Raw genomic sequence first — 22,609 nt, 5'->3', positions numbered from 1 at the left:
GAATAAATTTTAATTTTTTTTGTTTTTTACTTTTCTCCTCCTGGTACTAATTGCGCTTTGTTTAGTGATATAGGCTCTTTAAAATTAGGAGTCCCATCTTCGTTCCACGTAAACGGCTGCATTCGTACATCTCGCTCCCAACCACTATTTTCATATTTAGCAGCATGATACACGATCCAATCTTCCTCTTTATTTGGAGATTTTACAAATGATGCATGCCCTGGTCCAAAGACATCAGCTGTTCTTGAAAATATAGGTTTTGGATGTTTCATCCAAGCTTTCGGATGTAACAAATCACTATTGACCTCTGCTGAAATCATCCCTAATGCATAATCATTTGTCCAACTACCACTAGCTGAATAAATAATAAATATTTTGTTATTCTTCACCAAAACCTGAGGACCTTCATTAACTTCCGGTGTGCCGACTTTTTCCCAATCATATTTCGGGCGTGATATTTCTACTCTTTCAGAGCTTATTGTAAACGGGTTGCTCATTTTTGCGATATATAAATACTGTGCAATGTTTTCGTTCCCTTCCCATCCAGACCAAATAAAATAAAGTGATTGATCATTTGTTTTGAGAACCGTTCCATCAATAGCCCACTTGTTAGTTATATCAGTTACTTTACCTTTAAAGATATACTCTCCAATAGGATCTTCACTGACAGACTCAAGAACATACATACGGTGGTTTTCATTTTGACCGTCATCTGCTGCAAAGTAGATATACCACCTGTTATTAAGATAATGAAGTTCTGGAGCCCAAATATTTTTACTATATAGTCCAGTTAAAGGTGGTGTCCAAACTATCTTATGTTCGCCTACAGAAATTCGAGATAACGAATTTGATTTCCACAATTGAATATTATCTCCTGTTGTGTGTGTGTAATAATAGCAACCACCATGCTCGATCACCCAAGGATCTGCTCCACTCTCCATTATTGGATTACAAAATACTCCAGCCAACTTAAATTCCCCCATTTTTTTCTACGAAATGATTATAAAAGGATGTTAATCAACTCTATTCGAGAATTGATTGACATCCTTTAATGTTAGATGTTTTGTTTTTGCTTAACTAAACGGTGATCTTCGCCATTATTGATCTTTCTGATTACCTCTAGATCTACCTTCGGCTTACGATCATACGTCAATAAACCATTAATTTCCTGTTCAACATCTGTTAATTGTGTGTAACAAAACCCTTGAACAAGAGGAGATTCTAACATGGCAGAGATTACTTTATAATAACGTTCAATAAAATCATCGTCAGAAGAAGCACCTGAATAGCCCCAGCCTTCCCACTCACTTTTCTTATAGGCAATTCCTCCAAATTCAGACACCTGGATCGGCTCTCCGTTATACTCATGACCAGGAGTGTAAATTAATCTGTGACCCGGTGTTTCGCCTAGAGCATTTTCAATTGAAGAATATCTTCTCTTAAGCTCTTCTTTATCTGGTTCATAATCGTGAATGGTACAAATATCTGATTTCGTGTGCTCCCAACCGTCATTTGAAATAACCGGACGTGATGAATCCAGTGATTTAGTTAAGTAGTATAAAGCAAGTGAATGATCTTGCTGTCGTTTATCAGCTAAAAGGCGCGGAACTCCCCAGCTTTCGTTTAATGGAACCCATACAACAATAGATGGATGATTGTAATCCCGCTCAATTGCTTCTTGCCATTCTGATGTAATTCTACGAACAGCGTCATCGGTATACGTATAGCTATTTGCCATTTCACCCCACACAAGTAAGCCTAAGCGATCTGTCCAATAAAGATATCTTGGATCTTCAATTTTCTGATGCTTTCTTGCTCCATTGAACCCAAGCTCCTTTGTTAACTCAACATCTCTTTTTATATCATCGTCAGAAGGTGGTGTTAAAATACCTTTAGGAAAATATCCTTGATCGAGTACTAGCTTCATATAATAAGGGAAATTATTTAGAAAAACTTTACCATTTTCAATCGATATTTTTCTCATTCCGAAATAACCATTTACTTCATCAATAACATGGTTATTTTCAATGATACGGTACGTAATATCATAAAGGTTTGGATTTTCCGGACTCCATAAGCGTCCTTGACCATGACAATTAAAATCATTTAAAAAGATTTTACGAGAAGATTTAGGATGGATAAGTTGAACTAATTCCTTTTTAACCTGCTCACCTTTGAATGAAATCTCAATTTCCAACTGTTGGTTAAGATTACTATTATTCACGACATACTCAATGTGAATTTCATCTGTATCAATATTAGGGGTTAACTTCACTTTTTCAAGATACGTATTTGAAACGGCTTCTAACCAAACCGTTTGCCAAATTCCAGTTGTCCTAGTGTAAAAAATCGATTCCGACTTTTCCTTCCAATATTGCTTTCCACGTGGTTGATCTAAATCTAACGATGGATCCTCAACACGTACTGTAATCTCATTATCTCCTTGTTGCAGAACCGTCGTAATTTCTGCTTTAAATGGTGTGTGGCCACCTTCATGATATGTGACAAATTGTCCATTTACCCATACCCAGGTGCGATAATCAACTGCTCCAAAGTGAAGAACAACTCTTTTATTGGACCAGTTTTCATCAATTGTAAACGTCTTTTTATACCAAACTAAATCATGAAAGCTAGTATCTCCAATTCCGCTGAGCTCACTTTGATAGGAAAAAGGAACCGTTATTTCTTGCGAGAACGGTGCATCTTTTTTATACCATTTTTGCTCAAGCCCTTTATTCTCATCGTCAAATTCAAATTCCCATGTTCCATTTAAATTCAACCAACTATCTCTTACAAACTGTGGTCTAGGGTATTCACTGCGTGGTATTGTCATCTTATATAAAACCTCCAAAAATAGTATCTATTTCACTTCGCTCCAACAATTCCAAGCACCTCGCCAAGAAACATCTAGATCAAATTGATAGTTTTTGGCGTCATACTTTGAAAGTAAATAGCAAAGTCCATTATAAATTGTGATTACACTCCATCCTGCCCAAACAAATAGCAAGATTGGGAGAAGAATACTAATAACTGTAAATACAAGTAAATTAAATATGATTACTAATGTAAAAATAGCGTTCTCGACAATTAAGCGATAGCTTCTTAAATAAAGTGTTCCAATATCTGAATCTAACTGTTCAACTAACAATGGATAGAGATAAAAATTAAGCAAATTCCATAATAGTAGAATAGAAAAAATAGCTATAGCAACAATTTGCCCAGTTGTGGAATTCATAGCACTAACAGTAATCATATAGAACACCCCTGGAACCATCACAAATAAGTAAATGACAAATATCAAGGATGACTTTTTTCCATATTTAATTAATCCAAACTTAAAATCCTTAAATCCGATATTTTTTCCAGCTAGCTTTAATTTCATGACATAGAAAAGAGCTGCAACCATCGGGCCAATTGTTATGATTGGTAATGATCCAATTATCGATATGATTGAAAAGAAGAGCACAGCTCCTAGGTTTGTATACATGTCAAAAAATGACCGATAAGCTACTTTCAATCCATTATTCATAGCATTATCCCTTTAAACCTGATAAGGCAATTCCTTTAACGAAAAATCGCTGTGTAAATAAAAATAGAATAATCACTGGGATGGCAGATAACACAGTTGCTGTCATCATTTTTGCATATTGAATGTTATAATTCCCTTGTAAAATCGATAGACCAGCTGGTAAAGTACGCATTTCTGTACTATTTGTAACAATTAATGGCCAAAGGAAATCATTCCAATTACCCATAAATGAGAATAACCCAACAACGACTAGAGCAGGTTTTGCTAATGGTAGAATGATTTTATAGAAAATTTGGAATGTATTCGCTCCATCAATTCTAGCTGCTTCTTCTAATTCAGGAGGAATACCAATATAAAATTGACGTAACAGAAATATCCCCATTACTGAGCCTAAACCAGGAAAAATCATCGCCCAAGGTGTGTCAATCCAACCAAATAAGCTAACCAAACTATATAAAGGTACTAAGTTCATAACCGTCGGGATCATCATCGTTGACATCAGTGTCCAAAAAATAACTTCTCGACCTTTGAACTTCAATCTAGCATAAGCAAAAGCTGCTAGGGACGTAATAATTAACAATAATGTCGTATATGTTGTTGCGATGAATAAACTATTAAAAAACCACCTAAGGATTGGCGACTCACTTGAATTCATAATGACATGTTCATAGTTTTGTAATGTAAATGTTTTTGGGATCCATGTAATCGGATGGCTAATCGCTTCACTTTCAGGTTTAAGTGAAGTTGATATAATCCAAAGCATAGGAGTAATCCAAACGACGGCTAAGATTGATAGAAAAATAAAGCTCGACCATTTAACAATTTTTTGTTCACTTTTTAAGCTCATGTTTATAACCTCCTATGAAACTTTCATTTTTGCTTTTTTTTGCTTTGGATTCATTAACTTAAACTGAATAATCGTGACGATTAACATAAATACTCCCATTACGATTGACATTGCTGCTCCCATACCTGCCCTTGGGTTTGAACCTGCAAAAGCAACATCTCGAATATACATCATTAAAACTCTAGTTTCTCGACCTGGGGCTCCATCTGTAGCAAGGAACGGTTGCCCAAATACATTAAATGATGCGATAGTAGTCATAACTAGAACGTAAAGAAGTGGCCCTTTAATCCCCGGAATAGTAATATGCCAAAAACGTTGCAAGAAATTTGCACCATCAATTTTCGCTGCTTCATAAAGCTGTTCTGGAACATCTTGTAAGCCTGCCAAAAATAAGATCATGTTATAACCCATTGTCCACCAAATCGTCATAATCACTAACCCTACCCAAGCCCAAGGTATTGAAGTTAACCATGGAATACGATCAAATCCTAGCTGAACTAAATAATAGTTTACTAGACCTGCGTTTGTATCAAGCATCCACACCCAAATTAATACTACAGTTGCTACCGAAAAAAGACTCGGTGCATAGAATAAAACTCGAAAAAATGTATTTCCAAATGGTTTATTATTCATTGCAATTGCAATAATTAATGGAACAAAAATTAAAAATGGGACAGAAAAGACGACAAAAATCAATGTTGCTCTGAATGCCATCCAATAATACTCATAATAAAGACTATCCTTATTGAATAGAATGTCTGCATAATTTTGAAACCCTACAAATACAGGGTCACTGAAAAAATTCCATGAATGAAAACTAATATAAATCCCATGAAGTGTTGGTAAAACTAGAAAGATTAAGAAAAACAACAAATGGGGTGTAATAAATAAATAAGGTGTGAGTGTGCCTTTTTTCCATTTTTTCTTTTTTCTTAGCTCCGTTTTAGCCGCCATTTCATTTGAAACATTGATTTGGGAGTCCATCGTATCTAATCTCTCCTTTAGAATATAAGAGGGGAAAAGCCGATCCCCCCTCTTATACTAATCTGCTATTTCCCTATTGAGCTTTATTGGGCTGCTGCCGCTTCTTTTCTTCCACGGTCTGCCGCATCATTTAACGCTGCTTCAGGTGTTTTCTGACCTAAAATTGCAAGCTGAACACCTTCTTCAGCTGGAACCCATGCTTCAACATACGTAGGAGAAGCTGGAGCAAACACTAAGTATGGTGATTGTTTAGCAATATTTGCTTGGTGTTCTAACGCTAAAAACTCTGCACTTTGGTTTACTGAGTTCTTTGCTGGAATTTGACCCGCTTTTGCCCATTCTAAACTATTATCAGCCACATATTTAATAAATTTCATTGCAGCCTGCTGTTTTGCTGGATCATCCTTTTTTTGCTTTGGTAATACAAAGTTATGAGATCCTGCCCAAGCAGCTTTTGTGTCGCCCATTGTTGGAATTGGCGCTGTTGCGAAGTTTAATCCATCTTGCTCTACAAAGCCATTGATCATCCAAATACCATTCATATGAAAACCAACTTTTCCTTGACGGAATAATGTTACCTCACCATCTTGCTGAATATCTGTTGGTGATACTTTATACTTGTGAACTAAGTCTGTTAGCTTTTGTAACGCCTCAATACCAGCTTCACTATTGTATAACGGTTCTAAGCCATCTGGGCTGACCGACTCTCCACCATGCTGATATAAAGCTGAGAAATAAATTAGTTGACTCGGCCATAGAACTGGCATTGCAAAACCATACTGATCATCTTTCGTCATCGCTTGAGACATTTCTAAAAACTCATCCCAAGTCGTAGGTGGTGCATCATATCCTGCTTCATTTAATAAATCAACATTGTAATACAAAGCAATTGGGTGAACATCTAAAGGTATAGCATATCGCTTATCTTCATAAACCCCTGCATTCCAAACTGCTGGAATAAACTCTTCTTCAGTCATATCTAAATCTTTTGCTAATTCGTCTAATTCATATAAAATTCCATTACGAGCCATTCCTGGCATTTGGTCCAAATGCATTATTGCTACATCAGGTGCTTGACCTTGGGTAACAACTGTACGAATTTTGTCATAAAAAACGCCCCATTGCATTGTTTCCGTTTTTACATTAATTTCACCAGCGAACTCTTGGTTAAATTGATCAACGATCTTTTTCATATCTTCACCATCTGGACCAGTAAAACCGTTCCAGAAGTTTAGCGAGATTACTTCCGCTGAGACTGGCTCATTCTTTTCTTTTTCTCCACTGTCTACATCATCAGTCTTTCCGCTTTCTTTCGAGTTTGAACAAGCTGCTAAAATTACTGTGATACTAAGAAGTAAAAACAAAAACCATTTCATTTTTTTCATTAGGTATACCCCCATGATTTTTTTATTTGGATGAGCATTGCTACTCTTAATCCCTTTGGTAACTTTCCATTTCCTTAATCGAAAGCGCTATCAAAATTTATAAAGCGCTCTCTTTTTAGCTATTTATTTTCATCCAGAAACTTAGGTCCTGGTCTTTCTTCATAGCTCGGAGATAGATTTTGTACTGTCGGCCAACCATCTTCCCAAATTAATGGATCGATCATTAGCGATCGTCTCGTTATTCCACTAGACATGAAGCCTTGGTCTTTATCAACAGCGTGGTAAATGATCCAGTCAGTTCCTGCGTCATCAGTAATAATGGCATTATGTCCCGGTCCTGCAAACCCTTCACCTTCTGCTAAGATCAATGTACCTTCAGAATAAAGAAGCTCTTTGCCTTCTTTATCAAGGTAAGGACCTCTAATCGATTCTGATCTCCCTACAGCAACACGGTATGTACTCCAAAATCCTTCACAGCATGATCCAAGTGATCCAAACAAATAATAGTAATTATCTCGCTTAATAATGTAAGGTGCTTCAAAGGCTCGACCAGCAACTTCAAATTTTTCTCCGACAGTTGAAAATCCATCTTCTGATAGTTGGATACCATAAATTCCATGAAAACTACCCCAGAATAGATATGGCGTTCCATCCTCATCCACATAAAACATTTGATCAATTGAGTTTTGGACTCCAATTTCCTGGCTATCAAAAACTTTTCCTTTATCTTCAAAAGGACCTTTTGGATTATCTGCGATTGCTACCCCAATTGCCGGGTTAAGATCTCCCCATGTTGATTGCGAATAATAGAGATAATATTGATCATTGTGATAAACAATGTCAGGTGCCCATATTCCACCTTCTGCCTTCCAGTCTGGTTTCTTTTCAAAAGCTTCACCGACATATTCCCAATCTACTAGATTACTAGATCGAACAATCGGAACATACCGCGACCCTAATCCGTCACCCCAATTATCTTCGGTTCCATACGCATAAAAATAGCCATCTTCAGCCTTAATAATCGAGGGATCCGCAAGGACAGGTTCAAATACCGGGTTTACATAAGTTGTTTCAATATATGTATTTCCGGATTCAGCACTACATCCACTGAGCATTGCTGCAACGCCTACTGCAATTGAAAGTTTTTTTAATATTTTCATTTTACGTTCAACACACCCTTTTAATAAATTTCACAGCACACTATAAAGATGTTTCAAAGTGTTTTTATTTGTTTTAATCAACAAGATATATGCATATATCGTTAAAACACTAATATTTTTATTTTAAAATAGTTTAAAGTTGTTTTGAAACAACTTTTATTGAGGTATTAAACAAAAAAATAGAGGTTAATCTATTTTTTATTTTTGTTCAAATTCAAGCCTCATAATTAAATCTTGATCATAATTTCCAAATCTCTGGCCGAATAAGTTTAAACCACCCTGATTTTTTGCATCTTCTTTAATGCCCAGTCGAACAGTTAAAGACGGCTCATTATCTATCGCTAAATCAGGAACCGTTACGTCAGACAAATAACTCCCATCAATAAAGCTACCTGTTCCATTCACTCGCCACTTTTTTAACAAACCAAATTGTGTCATATGACTATCCCACCAGCCAGGTGTCAAAACGCCACGCTCACCCCCGAAGTCTCCAGGACTCATCCACGTTCCAACTTCAATTCCATTAATCCAAAGCGTAATATCTGAAGGCCAATCTAAGGCATAGTTAGGAGCTTCTGAACAAATCTCCATAGATAATTCAATTCCTGTTAAACGACAATTGTATGGAACTTTATTTGGAAAGCGATACTCAATGAAACCATGTTTAAACCAAATCAACTGCGCTTTCATTTTTTCCGGTTCAAAAAAACTGCGTGGATCGTCAACATAGCCAATGATATCTGCTTCAGTAACAAGACCACAGGATGGTTTGATTTCACAATTAACAAAATGACCAATCGGCATTTCAATATACTTATAATTTGTATCAGTATTCGCACACATAGGTTCAAGGTCGATGACTAGCCTGTCATATAAAGCTGAACAAACCTTTTGTGATCCCCTTGTTCCTGGTACTAACTCGGTTTTAATCAACTTAGCTTCTTCTAACTTTTTTACATTAACTGTAGCTGTTGAAGAGGGTAGGTTGAATATAGCCGCTATTTCGTTAACCGTTAAACTTTTTTTTTGTATTTCCTTAAATATTTCGACTCTTAAATCTGACGATAACGCTTTCGCAATTTCATTAAATTCATTTATTCCAACTGACCAAATACGATTCATTTGAGAAAACGCCCCTCCGATTAAACCAACAATATTTACTTTTTTCAAGAATTAACACTTAGAAACAACTATTTTTGGTTTGAAACAACTTTTCTTGCCTTAATCATAATTCCTTCATAACTAATAGTCAATTCTTTTTTCTATAGATAATAAAAAATATTTTGCCAATCTAATGGCTAACATTTTCTGGTATAAACAACTCAGATAAAACTAAGGTTACTGCTCCAATAACAGTACCACGATCGCCCAAATTGGATATTAGAATTGGGGTTTTCTTAGCCTCATCAGTTAATACTCTTTTTTGAACCTCATTTTTCACTGGTTCTAGTATAAAGTTTTCAGCTTTTGAAATCCCTCCACTTAATACAACCAACTGTGGGTTTAAACTATTAATTAAATTAGCAATGCCTATACCTAAAAATCGCCCTGATTTTTCAAGTATTTCTACCGCTAATTCATCGCCACATTTGGCAGCATCATGTATCGTTTTGGCTTCGATTTTACTAATATCATTTTTCACCAAATCCATAATAACTGTTTCTCTACCTAAATCAATTTCGTCGATTGCATAATTCCGAATTGCCTCTCCAGCACAAAGAGTTTGTAAGCAGCCATAATTTCCACAGGCACATATTGGTCCATTTATATCAACAAGCGTATGGCCAATTTCACCAGCAATTCCATTTAGGCCATGAAACAACCTATCCTTAAAGATAATTCCAGCCCCAACACCAATACCTACATTGATACAGACCATATGATCGACATCAAGGCCATATCCAAACCAATTCTCTCCTAAAGCCAATGCCTTTGCATCATTTTCAACTTTTACTGGCAATTGAAATTCTTTTTCGAGTTCCTCTTTTAAAGCAATATTTTTCAAGTGTAAGTTAGGTGCGTAGATAGCAATCCCCTTTTTATAATCTACAATTCCATGCATCCCTACGCCTACACCAATGATTTTCACTCTATTAATTTTTGAGATATTGATTACAGAGTGAATGTTTTCCTTAATGACTTGAATTAACTCCTCTTTTGTAATCCCATTCAATAAGGGAACAACAATCTCTTCAATGATATTTGCACTTAAATCTGTCATAACGACGCGTAATTTTTGGACGCCTACGTCGACACCGATCACATAGAAACCTGTTGCATTAATTGATAACAAGATTGGCTTTCTGCCACCTTTAGAAATACCCATCTCACTTTCTTTTACTAGATTAGCCTCAAGTAACTCATTAACCAAATTCGTTACAGTCGGTGGCGTTAACTTTGTTTTTTTGGCAATTTCAGCTCTAGAAATCAAATTTTCTTTACGAATTGTATTTAAGATCAGCGTTCTGTTAATCGATTTCATCAATTGAAAGCTTCCGGCTTTTGGCGAATTTGTCACTATCACTTTCTCCTTTGGGCTAGTCCTAATTAAAAATAATTAGTTCTACTCTTTACTTTTATTTTCTATCTTTATTAATTTAATTTATTATGTTTAACGCTTAGAGTCAAACAAAACTCAGATGGAAACGAAAACCATACTGCCATCTCTTGAAAAAAGTAGCCAGAGTCCCATTCTCTTCGCTGTAAAACTCTAACGAATTTTAGAGACTGTTCAAAGAAATCTAGCGACATTGGATGCAAAAAAAAGTAACAGGATAAGCCTCTTCTCCCTGTTACTCTCAATTTTAATATTGTTTTTTCAGCTTCGTATTTACTACACAAGACACATCATATTGACCTTTTTATTTACTTCCTGTAAAAGTTATTCCTTTTATGAAGTAGCGGTTAAAGAATGCATAAATTAATAATACAGGCAACGTAAAGACCATCGATGCTGCCATGATGTAGTTCCAGAAGGATATATATTGTCCTTTGAAGCTATTTAACCCTAATGGCAATGTAAACATTTGTGGATCTGACAACACGATGAGTGGTTGCATAAAGTTGTTCCAAAAGCCCATGAACACAAAAATGATTTGTGCCGCTATCGCTGGTTTTGCTAGTGGTAAAACAATTTTAAAAAATGTACCAATACGACTAAGACCATCAAGTTCTGCTGATTCCTCTAACTCCTTAGGAAAGTTAATAAAGAATTGGCGCATCATGAAAATGAAGGTTGCGTTTACCATTCCTGGTACGATCATCCCTTGATACGAATTTAACCAGCCTAAATCTCTTAAAATTAAATAGTTCGGTATTAATGTAACTTGGCCAGGGATCATCAATACAACTAGGACAAGAATAAATACTGACTTTTTGCCTGGAAAAGTTAATCTTGCTAACGCATAACCTGCCATCGAGTTAAATAACACATTTAAGCCTGTTCCAACTACAGCTATAAATACTGAGTTAAATAACCACCTCGCAAACAGCGGTTGGCGAATAAAGATCTCCCTGTAATTGTCTAATGTAAAGTCTCTAGGTATAAAGTTTAGCGTACCAGAAACAATCTCCTCAAGCGATTTAAAGGATGAAGATAACGCCCACAAGAAAGGCACCAGTGTTACAATGGCATAACTAGTTAAAATAATATATAGAATAATTCTTCCGAATTTCTTAGCTCTCGTTTCCAATCTATTTCCCCTCCTTTAATATAGCGACTCTTCTTTAGAAAGTTTACGTTGGATAAGGGTCGCTGCAAGAATAAATACCGCCAATGAAAATGCTAATGCTGCTGCATAACCCATCGTTCCCATCGTTCTAAAGGCATATTGATAAATTAAGAGCACTACGGTTAATGTGGAGTTATCCGGTCCACCAGATCCTCCGGAGAAAATATATGATTGGTCAAATAACTGGAATGTACCAATGATCCCGATAATGACAACAAACGATGTTACTGGACGCAAACTCGGAACAGTTACATGCCAGAACTTTTGAAAGACATTTGCTCCATCAAGTCCTGCCGCCTCATAAAGGGAATCAGGTATATCTTGTAGTGCTGCTAAATAAATTGTCATAAAGAATGGCGCCGTAGACCAAATATTCATGATCATAATGGCAGTTAAAGCTACCTGTGGGTCACCAATCCAGTTATACGTCGGTAGCCCGAAGATGCTTAAAACATGGTTTACAAGTCCATTTTGGTTGTACATCCACATGAAGATAAGCGTTAGTACGGCAGATGATGTAAGGGTAGGTAAAAAGTAGACAATCCTAAAAAATCCTTGCCCTTTCAGCCCTGCATTTAAGGTTGCTGCTAAAACAAGCGCAAGTGCTGTTTGTAGCGGAACAACAATAATTACATATTTAAATGTATTTCGTAAGGCGATAAGCGCTCGATGATCATCGAAAACGTTAAGGAAGTTCTGAATTCCAATAAAGTCGTAACTTGTTCCCCCAAGTAGTTGTACCTTATGAAAGGAAAGAAATAAGGCATAGACAATTGGAGCAAGCATGAATAATCCTAACGTAAATAACATTGGCGCTAGAAAAAAGTAAGCTTGACCTGACTCTCTTAACTTTCTGCTAACATTTTTCCGTTTCTTCATTATATTTTGCATAACTACTCTCCCTCTCTTAGGACTATAGCTGTATTACTCTTTCTGATGAAGAATATAAAGTCTCTACTTTCTTTTCCACACAAGAAAGAATAATACAGGAAAGGGTGAGGCTGTCCCCTAAGTGTCAGAGCACCTCGAAGCGATACTATAGATAGCAGTATATTTGTATACAATCTATTTATAATAAGCGAGATGACTGATCATTAGAGTTTGGGAAAGCCTCAACCTTCTAACTTTCAAACAAATAAATTATTTATCTATTAATTTCTCTGTTCGCAATTTCTTCAGCTTCTTTTAAAGCTTCATCTAACGGGCGTTGACCGATAAAAGCACTTAAAAATTGATTGTTGAAGTTTTGCGTAATGATCGGTAAGTTTGTTCCTTGTTGCCAAACTGTTGCATAAGGAGCTCCTGCAACGATCGCTGCACGTTTTTCATCCTTATCCCAACCAAGAGCTTCTGCTACTGATACACGTGTCGGTAATGCAAACCCTTTGCTAGTCCAGATCTCCATACCGTCTTTACCAGTTAAGAATTCAATTAATTTCCAAGAAGCATCTTTCTTGTCAGAGGCTTTGTTCATCACATAAGCAACTGTGTAAGCCATCGTTCCTTGTTGACCATCGATCGTTGGAACTTCTGCTGTACCGAAATCAATGTCTGAGAAGTTGTTCTCAATAAACGGAATTGCCCAGTTTCCTTCAATAACCATTGCCGCTTTACCTTGACCAAACATCTCTCCACCCCAACCAGAACCAACTTCACTTGGTTGAGCAGCAGATTTGTCAATATTGCGCATATCAACGATTGGTTGTAACGCTTCAATCACTCTGTCATCACCAAAAGACGCTTGGTTATCTGTTACGATTTTTCCACCTTTTGATTCACCAATATAGTAAGAACGTGCTAATTCAGGTGCTGCTCCAAAACCATAAACATCTGTTCCTTGTGTAAGTGCGATTGCAGCTTCACGGAACTCTTCCCAAGTTGTTGGAACTTCTATTCCTGCTGCTTCTAGCATTGTTTTATTGTAGAAAAGTGCTAATGTTGAGTAATCTTTAGGGAAGCCATATGTAACCCCTTCAGCTTGGAAAGCCTCTAACATTGGTTTTTCGAAATCATCAATATCAAAATCTGCAGTAACATATAAATCTAGTGGCTCTAACACACCAGCTTCGATTAATGCAGGTGCCTCAAACGCATCAAGATAGAAAACGTCTGCTGCTTCTCCACCAATTAAACGCGTTTGCATCACATCCATATATTGATCAGAAATAACATCATGTTTTACTTTGATATGTGGATACTTCGCTTCAAATTCAGCAAGAGTTTCAGCTAATAAAGCAGTCTCTTCAGGGTTACCACCCCAACCGCTCAGTGTAATTTCTACTTGTTCTTCAATGACAACATCAGTTTCAGTAGGTGTTGGTGTCGGTGTCGTATCGGTAGCCTCGTTCGTGTCATTTCCTCCACAAGCTGTCAGCATCCCAACAAGCAATGTTGCTGCTCCAATTCCTTTAAACCATTTTTTCATACTCATTTTAATTAACCCCTTCCCATTCGTTATAATTTTTATTTATTAATTAAAGAAGAATTATGATTCCTCTATTAATCCATCTGTAATCGTTTCCAATTGAAAGTAGATATTATTTTTCGGCGTTTATAAATCCATTTTTAATGAAATCAAGGGTTAAAACACTTGTATCCTGAACAATGATGTCGGCTTTAGCCATTGATTCTGGAGTTCCGACGCCAACAGCAAACATACCTGCAGACTTAATCGATTGTACCCCTGCTTCTGCATCTTCGATTCCGACACAATTCTCTATGCTCTCATTTAGCAACTCGACTGCTTTAAGAAATATTTCAGGATCAGGCTTTCCATTTGCTAGAGTAGTGACATCGACTATTGTCTCAAAGAACTCGGTAACTGCTAATCTATCTAAAACAGTGAGGGCATTTTTACTAGCAGAAGCCAGCCCAACCTTTATTTGATTTTCTTTTAGTTCATGAAGAAGCTCGTTGATCCCAGGTAAAATATCTGCTGGAGTAATCTCTTCTATCAGCTGTTTGTAGTGCTCATTTTTCTGTGTTGCTAACTCCATTTTTTCTTCTATCGTGTAGTTATTTTGCAAGTCTCCATTTTCTAAGATTAGCTCTAATGACTCCATTCGTCCTACACCTTTAAGATTCTCGTTAAATTCTCGATCAAAGGGAGCTCCAAGATCATCAGCAAGCTTCTTCCATGCAAGAAAATGCTGTTCAGCTGTATCTGTAATGACACCATCTAAATCAAAAATAATTGCTTTAATTTCTTTCATGATTTCAATCCTTTCCTAATAGATGAAGGTGCCTCTTTAACGCCATTTCAGGCACCTTCATGAAGTGCGTCTAGCTACGTAGCCTTTAAAATTCTACTTTAATGCAATCTAAAAGTTGGTATTCAGTTCCATGGACAGACAATTCAATTTCTGAATTATTCTTAGTAGCATTTTTAATAGTAAGCACACTGTTTGTAACCTCTACCTCTAAACGGTCACCTTTCCAATAGATTGGAAACGCTAAACCATTCCATTTAGGTGGTAGTTTCGAATCAATTCGAAGCTTACCTCCTAACATTCTTACACCACCAAACCCACTAACAACTGATTGCCAAATGCCACCAATTGAGGCTGTGTGCATCCCATGGTCAGAAGTTTTCATGTTAGGACCTAGGTCAATTCTTGCTGCTTGTTGGAACAATGCATAAGCTAATTCTCTGTCATCCATATCACAAGCAAGAACACAATGTGACGATAAACTTAATGAAGAATCATGCAACGTTTTTGGCTCATAGTAATTCCAGTTTGCTCGCTTTACCTCTTTTGAGAACTTGTTTTCTAATAGATAAAATAAAATCATGATATCCGCTTGCTTAGAAACTTGAATGTTATTCACTTGTTCAAGGTTATAATCTTCGAAAATCGAACCAACATGTGTTTGATTTTTATATTTCGTCAAGTCGATAATCTCTTTTTGAAGATACGTATCATCTTGAGGTACAACCAAATCCTCTTCTCGTGGCGCTGGTAAATAGATCATATTTATTTTGCCCTGCCACTTTTGTACCGCTTCGTCTAACTGAAGCTTGCTATTCAACTGATCAAATAGCTCTTTATGATTATTTTTTAGATCGTTATAATAAGAGATTGCTAACTCTATGTTTTGATGTGCCATATGATTTGTAAAAGCATTGTTATTGACATGCTCTTTATATTCATCCGGACCAATGACTTCGTTAATGTGGTAGCGATTAAATTCCTCATTCCATTCCAATCGACTAGTCCAGAACGTCGCTGTTTCGAATAGCATTTCATAGCCGTATTTGTCCATAAAATCCTGGTCACCGGTGATTTGATAATACTGCCATACAGCATAAGCAATATCAGATGTAATATGCTGCTCAATAAAACCAGACCAGATTTTCGTTGACTTACCAGTGACAATGTCTACCGCACCCCAAACTGGTGTTACCTCTTCTCCTGTAAAAGCTGATTCCCACGGGTACATCGCGCCTTCATAGCCATTATCCTTTGCCTTTTTACGAGCTCCATCAATTGTATTGAAACGATATTCAAGTAAACCTCTAGCAATCTCAGGGTACGTATAAATAAAGAATGGTAAAATGAATACTTCAGTATCCCAGAATGAATGACCCTTATACCCTTCACCCGATAGTCCCTTAGCAGCAATCCCAAATCGGTTATCATGAGCAGGTGTCATCGTAATTAAGTGGTAATGAGCAAATCGGATCGCTAGCTGGTCAAATGAATCCTCACTGTTAATACGAATTTCCATTTGCGCCCAACGCTTTTCCCATTCAGCTACACTCTCAGAAAATAACGCTTCGTATCCCTTCACCGCTTCCTCTTTTAAGTTCGTAAGAGAATTTTCACGCAGTTTTTCTAACGAATAATCGCTATTGTCGTATGCTTTATCTCTGCTAGTAAAAATATTGCTAAACTTTTCTAAGGCTACAGTTTGCTCTTTTTCAACGTTTAAGCTTCCCTCAACAAATACTTTGCGGCGGTCCATAACCATTCTTGGTTCCATTGCCACTTCTGTTTCATTTGCTTTCCACGAGTGAACGGTGTTGATAACAAAATCAATTTTAGATTCTGTCGTTTGCTGCAAAAATTGAATGTATTTCTTATCAAATATCCGTTTTTCACCCTCATGGAAATGCTGTACACCAGAATTAGTAACCTGACCGTTAATTCCTGAGCCTATCTTTATTTCCGCCCCTTCTGTCAAAGGTGTAATTTCAACCTTCATACTAATTAGGTGTAAATTTTTCAACGATACAAAGCGACGGAAAAGCATCTTGTAAGACTTACCCTTTGGACTTTCCCAGACAATTTCTCGAACTAATTCGCCATTTCTTACATTTAAGTAACGACGATATTCTTTCACATTTCCCTTTTCTAAGGAAAATTTTTCACCCGCTAAGGTAATGTTTAGCTCAATAACATCAGCAGCATTAGGAAGTTCCGTCACCTCTAATTCATCAAACTGATTAAACGTACCTGCTACAAATAAATTCCTTACTTGCCCTAAATACGATTCTTCTGTAGAAGAACGAACCCCAAGGTATCCATTTCCAAGAGACATGATTGCCTCTGCTTTCCCTTGATATTCGGTTCTAAATTCTGTCTCTGAAACAATCCACCCTTTTGTTTCTTTAGTTCCTGACTCATAATTTAACAACGAAAACATCTCCTTAAAAAACTTATAAACGCTAAAATACAGTTAACTGTCACTAGAGTATTGGATTATAGCAATACTCCACTGTTCTTTTGCCGAAACGTTTCGGTAAAAGAACAAAAAAAACTAGTAAACCATAAAACACCTTTACTTCCGAAACGTTTCGGATTTTGAGCTTTAAAAGAACTAATTCATTTCTGATTAGTCTCTTTTTATTATTAATTAACCTTAGTAGTCGAAGATCTTTCGACTAGAACAGTATCGATCACAATCCTTCGTTCCTCAATCCCACCTTGTAGCATAGCTACTAGTAATTCTGCAGCTTTTTGTCCCATTAGATATTTATCTTGAGCAATTGTAGTTAGTGGCGGTGATACATAGGAAGCCAAAACAATATCATCATAACCAACGAGCGATAAGTCATCCGGTATAGAACGATTTAATTCTTTCGCTGCCCGTAGTACACCCAGAGCCATCACATCACTAGCAGAAAATATCGCAGTTAGCTGTGGATTTGTTTGTAATAGTTTCTTACTAACTAGATACGCCTGGTCTTCATCAAATGCACCATTAACTACATAGTTCCAATTAAAGTCTATATTGTCTTCAATTAATCCTAACCGATACCCCTCTAGCCGTTGCTGACTAACAAATGCCTGATTATGACCATTAATCATACCAATATGTTTATGACCTAGTTGTAATAAGTGTTTAACCGCATTCTTCGCACCTAGGACATTATCAGTAGTAATGTAACCAACACTCGCTCCTTCAATTGGAATATCAATTAAAACACAAGGGATATCACTATCGATGACTTCCCGCAAATACGGATCATCCGTTTTAATACCTTGTATAATCACTCCATCGACTTTTCGTTCACGACATAGTTGTGTATAAGACTTTTCCTTTTGTTTACTCGTATTGGTACTAAAAAAGATCAAATCATAGTCTAACGAAGAGGTTGTATCATTGATACCACAAAGAATTTCATAGGTGAAGTTATCCTTGATACTGCCTCTTGTCATCCCTGAAACAAGTAGCCCGATTGTTTTTGTTTTATTCATGACAAGACTTCTCGCAAGTGTGTTCGGGCTGTATTGTAACTCTTGTGCGATTTGTTTAATTCTTTCGCGTGTTTTTTCATTTACATCTGAATACCCATTTAACGCACGAGAAACTGTTGTTACGGAAACTCCTGCTGCTTTCGCTATATCTTTTATCGTTGCCATTACCAGCCCTCCGAAACGTTTTGGTTATTCGTATAAACACACAATAACACGAACTGCTATCGTTTACAAGAAATTTTTCTCAATTATTTTTTGTCGATATGGTTACAAACATACACCTTAACTCTAATAAGGTGTATGTGGGAGCGCCTGAATAAAATTTGAGCCCGTCTTCGATTTACACAAAGAAGACGTCATATTAATACTAATCAATAATTTCAGCAATCTAACAAATCTCGAAAGTGAAACCTTCCTTTTTCAACCGTTTCCCCTAAACTAAAATCAATTTTCTGCTTGAATATCGGGCCCGAAAAAGTAAATGTATGAAATTCCCCATTTTCACCACATGGGTCGACATTTTCTGGCAATTCCTTAATAAAAAGCTCATCGATTTCTCTACCAAGAAACTTATTAGAGAGCCTTTCAGTATCAATGCATGTCGTGATCGTCTTAAATCCGAGTGACAAAAACTCTTTAATCAGACCATCTGTTGATTGCCCCCAGAGTGGAAAAATAGCTTTCATCTTTTGCCTTTCAATCAACTCTTCTCGATAAGCTCTTACATCCTCTAACAAAATATCACCAAATATAACCGTTTCAATGCCTTGTTTTTTTAATTCGATTAACTGCTCTTCCATTCTTTGTTGATATACCTCGTTAGAACTATTTTGAGGAATGTAAATTTTTTTCAAGGGAAAGTTCAGACTAGCTGCTTGTTTTTCCAGGAGGCTCTCTCTTACTCCATGAATGCTAATCCGATTAACCTCCTCTGTAATTGTTGTAAGCAACGAATCTATTTGATAATTGTTAGCTTTTAACATTTTATAGAGTGCAAATGTACTATCTTTTCCACCACTCCATGACACGGCTGCTCGTTCTTTCATTTTTTTCAACCTCCTTTTTCAATTTATTCCCTTTCAAATCTATTCTCTATGTCCGACTAGTTCTGGTATTTAGAATTGGCGTTTGGGTTAAGTATGATCTGTGGCGCTTCCTTCTGGCTTGGATGTGCAATGACAAAGGGTCTTGTATCGTAGACAGTTTCGATTAACTTTTCTTCGATAACTGAAGAAGGTAAACCTATCTTTTCAATTTCCCCATCCTTTATAATCATAATGCGATTACAATACAACGAGGCTATATTAAGATCATGTAAAATCACGACAACTGTTAATGAGCACTCTCTTTGCCAGCCCTTCACAATCTCCATCATTTGTAATTGAAACCCTATATCTAAGAAGGTCGTAGGTTCATCAAGCATAAGGATCGTTGGTTCTTGGGCCATTACTTTACCTAAGGCAACTCTTTGTCGTTCTCCGCCGCTAAGGTTATCAATTGACTCGTCCTCTAAGTGCTTTAAATTCAATTTTCTAATCGTCTCATCAACAATGTTATATTGATGATGTCTATCTGTCACTTCTTCACCCATCCAGTTTTGGTATGGATATCTCCCCATTTCAATAATCTCACGGACTGTAAATCCAACTTGTGGTAAAGCCTCTTGTTGAAGAACAGCGAGCTTTCTAGCTAATTCTTTAGGCTTGTATTTTCTAATTAATTTTCCATTTATCTCAATAGAACCTTCAGTAGGGTGTTCAGCTCCAGAGAGTAGCCTCATTAACGTTGATTTCCCACAACCGTTTGGACCAATAATCCCAAGTATCTCACCGGACTTCACCGAAAAATTAAGATCCTTCAATACTTTCCTTGACTCATAGTTTTTTGAGAGATTTTTTACGACTATCATAAATGTACTCCTCTTTTTCCTTTCTTTAATAAATAGGCAAAGAAAGGTGCACCTAAGATTGCTGTCACAACACCTAAAGGAATTTCTTTCGGCATTAAAATCATTCTTGCGATCGTATCAGCCCAAAGTACATAGACTGAGCCAATAAAAACAGATAGTGGAATAATAAGCCTATAGTCGGGTCCAACAACTAGTCTAATTAGATGTGGAACCACTAACCCGACAAAACCGATGACACCTGAAACAGAAACGGCTGCTGCAGTTAATAAAGTAGATGTGACTAATACAATAATCTTCGTTCTTTCAATGTTTACCCCTAAATGAAGCGCCTGTCTTTCACCTAATGTAAATAAATTTAAGGCTCTACCTTGAGATAATAAAATAACAATCCCTATAAAAACATAAGGAGCCATTATCTTTGAATATTCCCAGCCACGCATCGTCAAACTACCCATCATCCAAAAGATAATTTCATTTATTACTGTGTTTGACATTGAAACCATCAGCGAAATAAACGAACCTAAAAATGCTTGGACAATGACTCCTGATAGAATTAATGTTTCTTTTTTTATTTGTCCATTTTTCATTGCTATTTTAATAACCAATAATAACGTCAGTACACCAGTTATAAACGCAACAACTGGTATAGAATACTTTCCAAAGATGACTGATTGTAAGCCAAATAAAATAATAAAAGCAGCTCCTACTGATGCACCTGAAGAAACACCTAAGATGTAAGGGTCAGCCAAAGGATTTCTTAATACACCTTGGAAACCAGCACCAGCAACTGCTAATGCTGAACCTACAAGGATCGCTAGAACAATTCTTGGTAGTCGAACATTTAGGATGATTGCGTTACTAACATCATCACCATTGCCTAATAATACGGACCACACCTCAGTGAGTGGAATCATTGAGGAGCCAATCGATAAGCTTACTGTAAATGAAAAGAAGAGGAGCAGAGTTGCCCCTCCTCCATAGAGAAGTAATCTCCTTTTCACTATTCAGCCAACTCCGGATGAATTGCCTTAAAAATTTCTAGCAAACTATCAGTAATTCTTGGACCTACACGACTAGCTTTATTTGCGTCAATTCCGACTACCGTTTCATTTTGAATCGCTTCAATTACTCCCCAACCATCTCTGGAAATAATCTGCTCTTTATTCTCTTCCTGAATGCCTGTTTCTCCAGATGTGTAAAGAATTACTTCTGGATTCCTCTTAATTACTTCTTCAGGACTAACTTCAAACCAGCCTGTCAAATCAGCAAAAATATTTTGTCCACCTGCTATACTAATTAAATCATTAGCAAATTCACCAGAACCAAACGACCATCCTGCAGCAAACTCAGCATACACTCGTTTAGGTTCAACATTGCTCACTTTTTCTTTAACAAACTCTACCTTTTCTGTCATTTCTTTTGTAATCGCTTCAGCTTCTTCTTGGTGATTAAGAACAACGCCAATTTCCTTAATTGTTTCAATAATTTCCTCAATTGATTGTGGATTTGATGCAAACACTTTGAAACCTTGGTCTCTCAGCTCCCCAGCAGCTGCTGATTGTAAAGCTGCATTAAGGAAAATTACATCTGGTTGTAGAGCAATTAATTGCTCTACATTCACTCCTGAATATGTACTACCTAACTTTGGTAGGTCAGCCACCTGGGCTGGATAATCAGAAAAATCATCGACAGCTAATACTTTTTCACCAGCTCCTAAAGCAAACAAAATCTCGGTTTCACTTGGGATAAGCGATACTAGCTTAGTTGGCTCTGCTTCAAACGTAACCTCTACTCCTGTTGCATCAGTAAATGTTACAGGATATTGAGTTCCTTCGGTTGCTTCTTTTTGGTCTTCCTTTTCGTCAACCACCGATTTCGTTGGTGTCTCTTCTTTCTTTACTTCCTCCTGAGTGTTACAACCTACCAGTCCAATCGCTACCAGTAAAGTTAATAAAAGAATTGCAGCTTGTCTAAAAATGTTATTCATTATACTTCCTCCTCAATATTTGTTGTTTCCTTAAAAAGTAAAAACCCTCTACTAAAAATAGGTAGAGGGTGGTTAAAGGCCAATGTGTAGTATATATACATAAATAGAGCAACGTAGATAATACGTTAGTATATATAGCAAATGTATCGCCAATAGCCATCCTTTTACCTCGAAGGATATAGCTAAAAGATAATGGCGACGTGTCTGACTTTAACAGTTGCGGGACAGTGTCGGATTTTCACCGAACTTCCGCCATCCAATATCTTAGATGCTTAAATTGTCATATTCGTAACATAGAAATGCTAATTACGTTCTTAAATATAACTCTATTTTTCTATTAAATCAATAATTTTATTTAAACTCTGTGTCAAAAATC

At 36.7% G+C, this 22,609-nt stretch carries 19 protein-coding genes and 1 riboswitch; all 19 genes read right to left on the bottom strand.

The features are described from left to right. Positions 1 to 26: 26 nt before the first annotated feature. Complete coding sequence (locus tag ACK4M9_RS17950; RefSeq protein ID WP_409853598.1) at positions 27 to 968, bottom strand: glycoside hydrolase family 43 protein; 942 nt, start codon at positions 966 to 968, stop codon at positions 27 to 29. An 86-nt stretch (positions 969 to 1,054) separates the two neighbouring features. Next, positions 1,055 to 2,833, bottom strand: a complete 1,779-nt coding sequence (locus tag ACK4M9_RS17945) for a glycoside hydrolase family 2 protein (protein ID WP_409853595.1) — start codon at positions 2,831 to 2,833, stop codon at positions 1,055 to 1,057. Between the two features lie 27 nt (positions 2,834 to 2,860). Next, complete coding sequence (locus tag ACK4M9_RS17940) at positions 2,861 to 3,529, bottom strand: YesL family protein (RefSeq protein ID WP_409853592.1); 669 nt, start codon at positions 3,527 to 3,529, stop codon at positions 2,861 to 2,863. A gap of 4 nt (positions 3,530 to 3,533) precedes the next feature. After that, a complete protein-coding gene (locus ACK4M9_RS17935; protein WP_409853589.1) occupies positions 3,534 to 4,376 on the bottom strand; it encodes a carbohydrate ABC transporter permease in 843 nt (280 codons plus the stop codon). 12 nt (positions 4,377 to 4,388) lie between these two features. After that, positions 4,389 to 5,360, bottom strand: a complete 972-nt coding sequence (locus ACK4M9_RS17930; protein ID WP_409853586.1) for a carbohydrate ABC transporter permease — start codon at positions 5,358 to 5,360, stop codon at positions 4,389 to 4,391. An 83-nt stretch (positions 5,361 to 5,443) separates the two neighbouring features. After that, positions 5,444 to 6,745: an ABC transporter substrate-binding protein gene (locus tag ACK4M9_RS17925; protein WP_409853583.1), complete on the bottom strand. Its 1,302-nt coding sequence runs from the start codon at positions 6,743 to 6,745 to the stop codon at positions 5,444 to 5,446. Positions 6,746 to 6,864: 119 nt separating this feature from the next. Beyond that, on the bottom strand, positions 6,865 to 7,905 hold the full coding sequence (locus ACK4M9_RS17920; protein WP_409853581.1) for a family 43 glycosylhydrolase: 1,041 nt from the start codon (positions 7,903 to 7,905) through the stop codon (positions 6,865 to 6,867). A 198-nt stretch (positions 7,906 to 8,103) separates the two neighbouring features. Next, positions 8,104 to 9,027 (bottom strand): ArsR/SmtB family transcription factor, encoded by a 924-nt coding sequence (locus ACK4M9_RS17915; protein ID WP_409853578.1) that lies wholly within the window; start codon positions 9,025 to 9,027, stop codon positions 8,104 to 8,106. A 169-nt stretch (positions 9,028 to 9,196) separates the two neighbouring features. Continuing rightward, entirely contained in the window at positions 9,197 to 10,423 is a 1,227-nt protein-coding gene (locus ACK4M9_RS17910; RefSeq protein WP_409853576.1) for an ROK family transcriptional regulator, read from the bottom strand. Between the two features lie 343 nt (positions 10,424 to 10,766). Further along, entirely contained in the window at positions 10,767 to 11,597 is an 831-nt protein-coding gene (locus tag ACK4M9_RS17905; RefSeq protein WP_409853573.1) for a carbohydrate ABC transporter permease, read from the bottom strand. Positions 11,598 to 11,612: 15 nt separating this feature from the next. After that, complete coding sequence (locus tag ACK4M9_RS17900; protein ID WP_409853571.1) at positions 11,613 to 12,527, bottom strand: carbohydrate ABC transporter permease; 915 nt, start codon at positions 12,525 to 12,527, stop codon at positions 11,613 to 11,615. Between the two features lie 253 nt (positions 12,528 to 12,780). Then, the gene (locus ACK4M9_RS17895; RefSeq protein WP_409853568.1) at positions 12,781 to 14,067 is read right to left on the bottom strand and encodes an ABC transporter substrate-binding protein; all 1,287 of its coding nucleotides are present in this window, start codon (positions 14,065 to 14,067) and stop codon (positions 12,781 to 12,783) included. A gap of 106 nt (positions 14,068 to 14,173) precedes the next feature. Then, entirely contained in the window at positions 14,174 to 14,848 is a 675-nt protein-coding gene (gene pgmB, locus ACK4M9_RS17890; protein WP_409853566.1) for a beta-phosphoglucomutase, read from the bottom strand. An 85-nt stretch (positions 14,849 to 14,933) separates the two neighbouring features. Continuing rightward, positions 14,934 to 17,273 (bottom strand): glycoside hydrolase family 65 protein, encoded by a 2,340-nt coding sequence (locus ACK4M9_RS17885; protein WP_409853563.1) that lies wholly within the window; start codon positions 17,271 to 17,273, stop codon positions 14,934 to 14,936. 215 nt (positions 17,274 to 17,488) lie between these two features. Further along, entirely contained in the window at positions 17,489 to 18,502 is a 1,014-nt protein-coding gene (locus ACK4M9_RS17880) for a LacI family DNA-binding transcriptional regulator (RefSeq protein WP_409853561.1), read from the bottom strand. Positions 18,503 to 18,717: 215 nt separating this feature from the next. Further along, positions 18,718 to 19,383 (bottom strand): Dph6-related ATP pyrophosphatase, encoded by a 666-nt coding sequence (locus tag ACK4M9_RS17875; protein WP_409853558.1) that lies wholly within the window; start codon positions 19,381 to 19,383, stop codon positions 18,718 to 18,720. 56 nt (positions 19,384 to 19,439) lie between these two features. Further along, positions 19,440 to 20,246: an ABC transporter ATP-binding protein gene (locus ACK4M9_RS17870; RefSeq protein ID WP_409853555.1), complete on the bottom strand. Its 807-nt coding sequence runs from the start codon at positions 20,244 to 20,246 to the stop codon at positions 19,440 to 19,442. After that, positions 20,243 to 21,247 (bottom strand): FecCD family ABC transporter permease, encoded by a 1,005-nt coding sequence (locus ACK4M9_RS17865; RefSeq protein WP_409853553.1) that lies wholly within the window; start codon positions 21,245 to 21,247, stop codon positions 20,243 to 20,245. The genes ACK4M9_RS17870 and ACK4M9_RS17865 overlap by 4 nt, the downstream gene beginning before the upstream one ends. Further along, positions 21,247 to 22,233 carry an ABC transporter substrate-binding protein gene (locus ACK4M9_RS17860; RefSeq protein WP_409853551.1) on the bottom strand — a complete coding sequence of 329 codons (987 nt, stop codon included), beginning with the start codon at positions 22,231 to 22,233 and terminating at the stop codon, positions 21,247 to 21,249. Before ACK4M9_RS17860 ends, ACK4M9_RS17865 begins: the two co-directional genes overlap by 1 nt. Positions 22,234 to 22,384: 151 nt before the next feature. Beyond that, positions 22,385 to 22,511: riboswitch (adenosylcobalamin (AdoCbl) riboswitch) on the bottom strand. Between the last annotated feature and the right edge of the window lie 98 nt (positions 22,512 to 22,609).

Origin of the sequence: Anaerobacillus sp. (assembly GCF_046314235.1) — a bacterium.
In the GTDB taxonomy this organism is placed as follows: Bacteria; Bacillota; Bacilli; order Bacillales; family Anaerobacillaceae; genus Anaerobacillus.
The sequence above is the reverse complement of the archived record's forward strand: the minus strand, read 5'-3'. Positions and strand labels throughout refer to the sequence as shown.

Coding starts and splice junctions, on each gene's coding strand:
- ACK4M9_RS17945 (WP_409853595.1), bottom strand. CDS start 2,833: ATGACAATACCACGCAGTGAATACCCTAGACCACAGTTTGTAAGAGAT.
- ACK4M9_RS17940 (WP_409853592.1), bottom strand. CDS start 3,529: ATGAATAATGGATTGAAAGTAGCTTATCGGTCATTTTTTGACATGTAT.
- ACK4M9_RS17935 (WP_409853589.1), bottom strand. CDS start 4,376: ATGAGCTTAAAAAGTGAACAAAAAATTGTTAAATGGTCGAGCTTTATT.
- ACK4M9_RS17930 (WP_409853586.1), bottom strand. CDS start 5,360: ATGGACTCCCAAATCAATGTTTCAAATGAAATGGCGGCTAAAACGGAG.
- ACK4M9_RS17925 (WP_409853583.1), bottom strand. CDS start 6,745: ATGAAAAAAATGAAATGGTTTTTGTTTTTACTTCTTAGTATCACAGTA.
- ACK4M9_RS17920 (WP_409853581.1), bottom strand. CDS start 7,905: ATGAAAATATTAAAAAAACTTTCAATTGCAGTAGGCGTTGCAGCAATG.
- ACK4M9_RS17915 (WP_409853578.1), bottom strand. CDS start 9,027: ATGAATCGTATTTGGTCAGTTGGAATAAATGAATTTAATGAAATTGCG.
- ACK4M9_RS17900 (WP_409853571.1), bottom strand. CDS start 12,527: ATGCAAAATATAATGAAGAAACGGAAAAATGTTAGCAGAAAGTTAAGA.
- ACK4M9_RS17895 (WP_409853568.1), bottom strand. CDS start 14,067: ATGAGTATGAAAAAATGGTTTAAAGGAATTGGAGCAGCAACATTGCTT.
- pgmB (WP_409853566.1), bottom strand. CDS start 14,848: ATGAAAGAAATTAAAGCAATTATTTTTGATTTAGATGGTGTCATTACA.
- ACK4M9_RS17880 (WP_409853561.1), bottom strand. CDS start 18,502: ATGGCAACGATAAAAGATATAGCGAAAGCAGCAGGAGTTTCCGTAACA.
- ACK4M9_RS17875 (WP_409853558.1), bottom strand. CDS start 19,383: ATGAAAGAACGAGCAGCCGTGTCATGGAGTGGTGGAAAAGATAGTACA.
- ACK4M9_RS17870 (WP_409853555.1), bottom strand. CDS start 20,246: ATGATAGTCGTAAAAAATCTCTCAAAAAACTATGAGTCAAGGAAAGTA.
- ACK4M9_RS17860 (WP_409853551.1), bottom strand. CDS start 22,233: ATGAATAACATTTTTAGACAAGCTGCAATTCTTTTATTAACTTTACTG.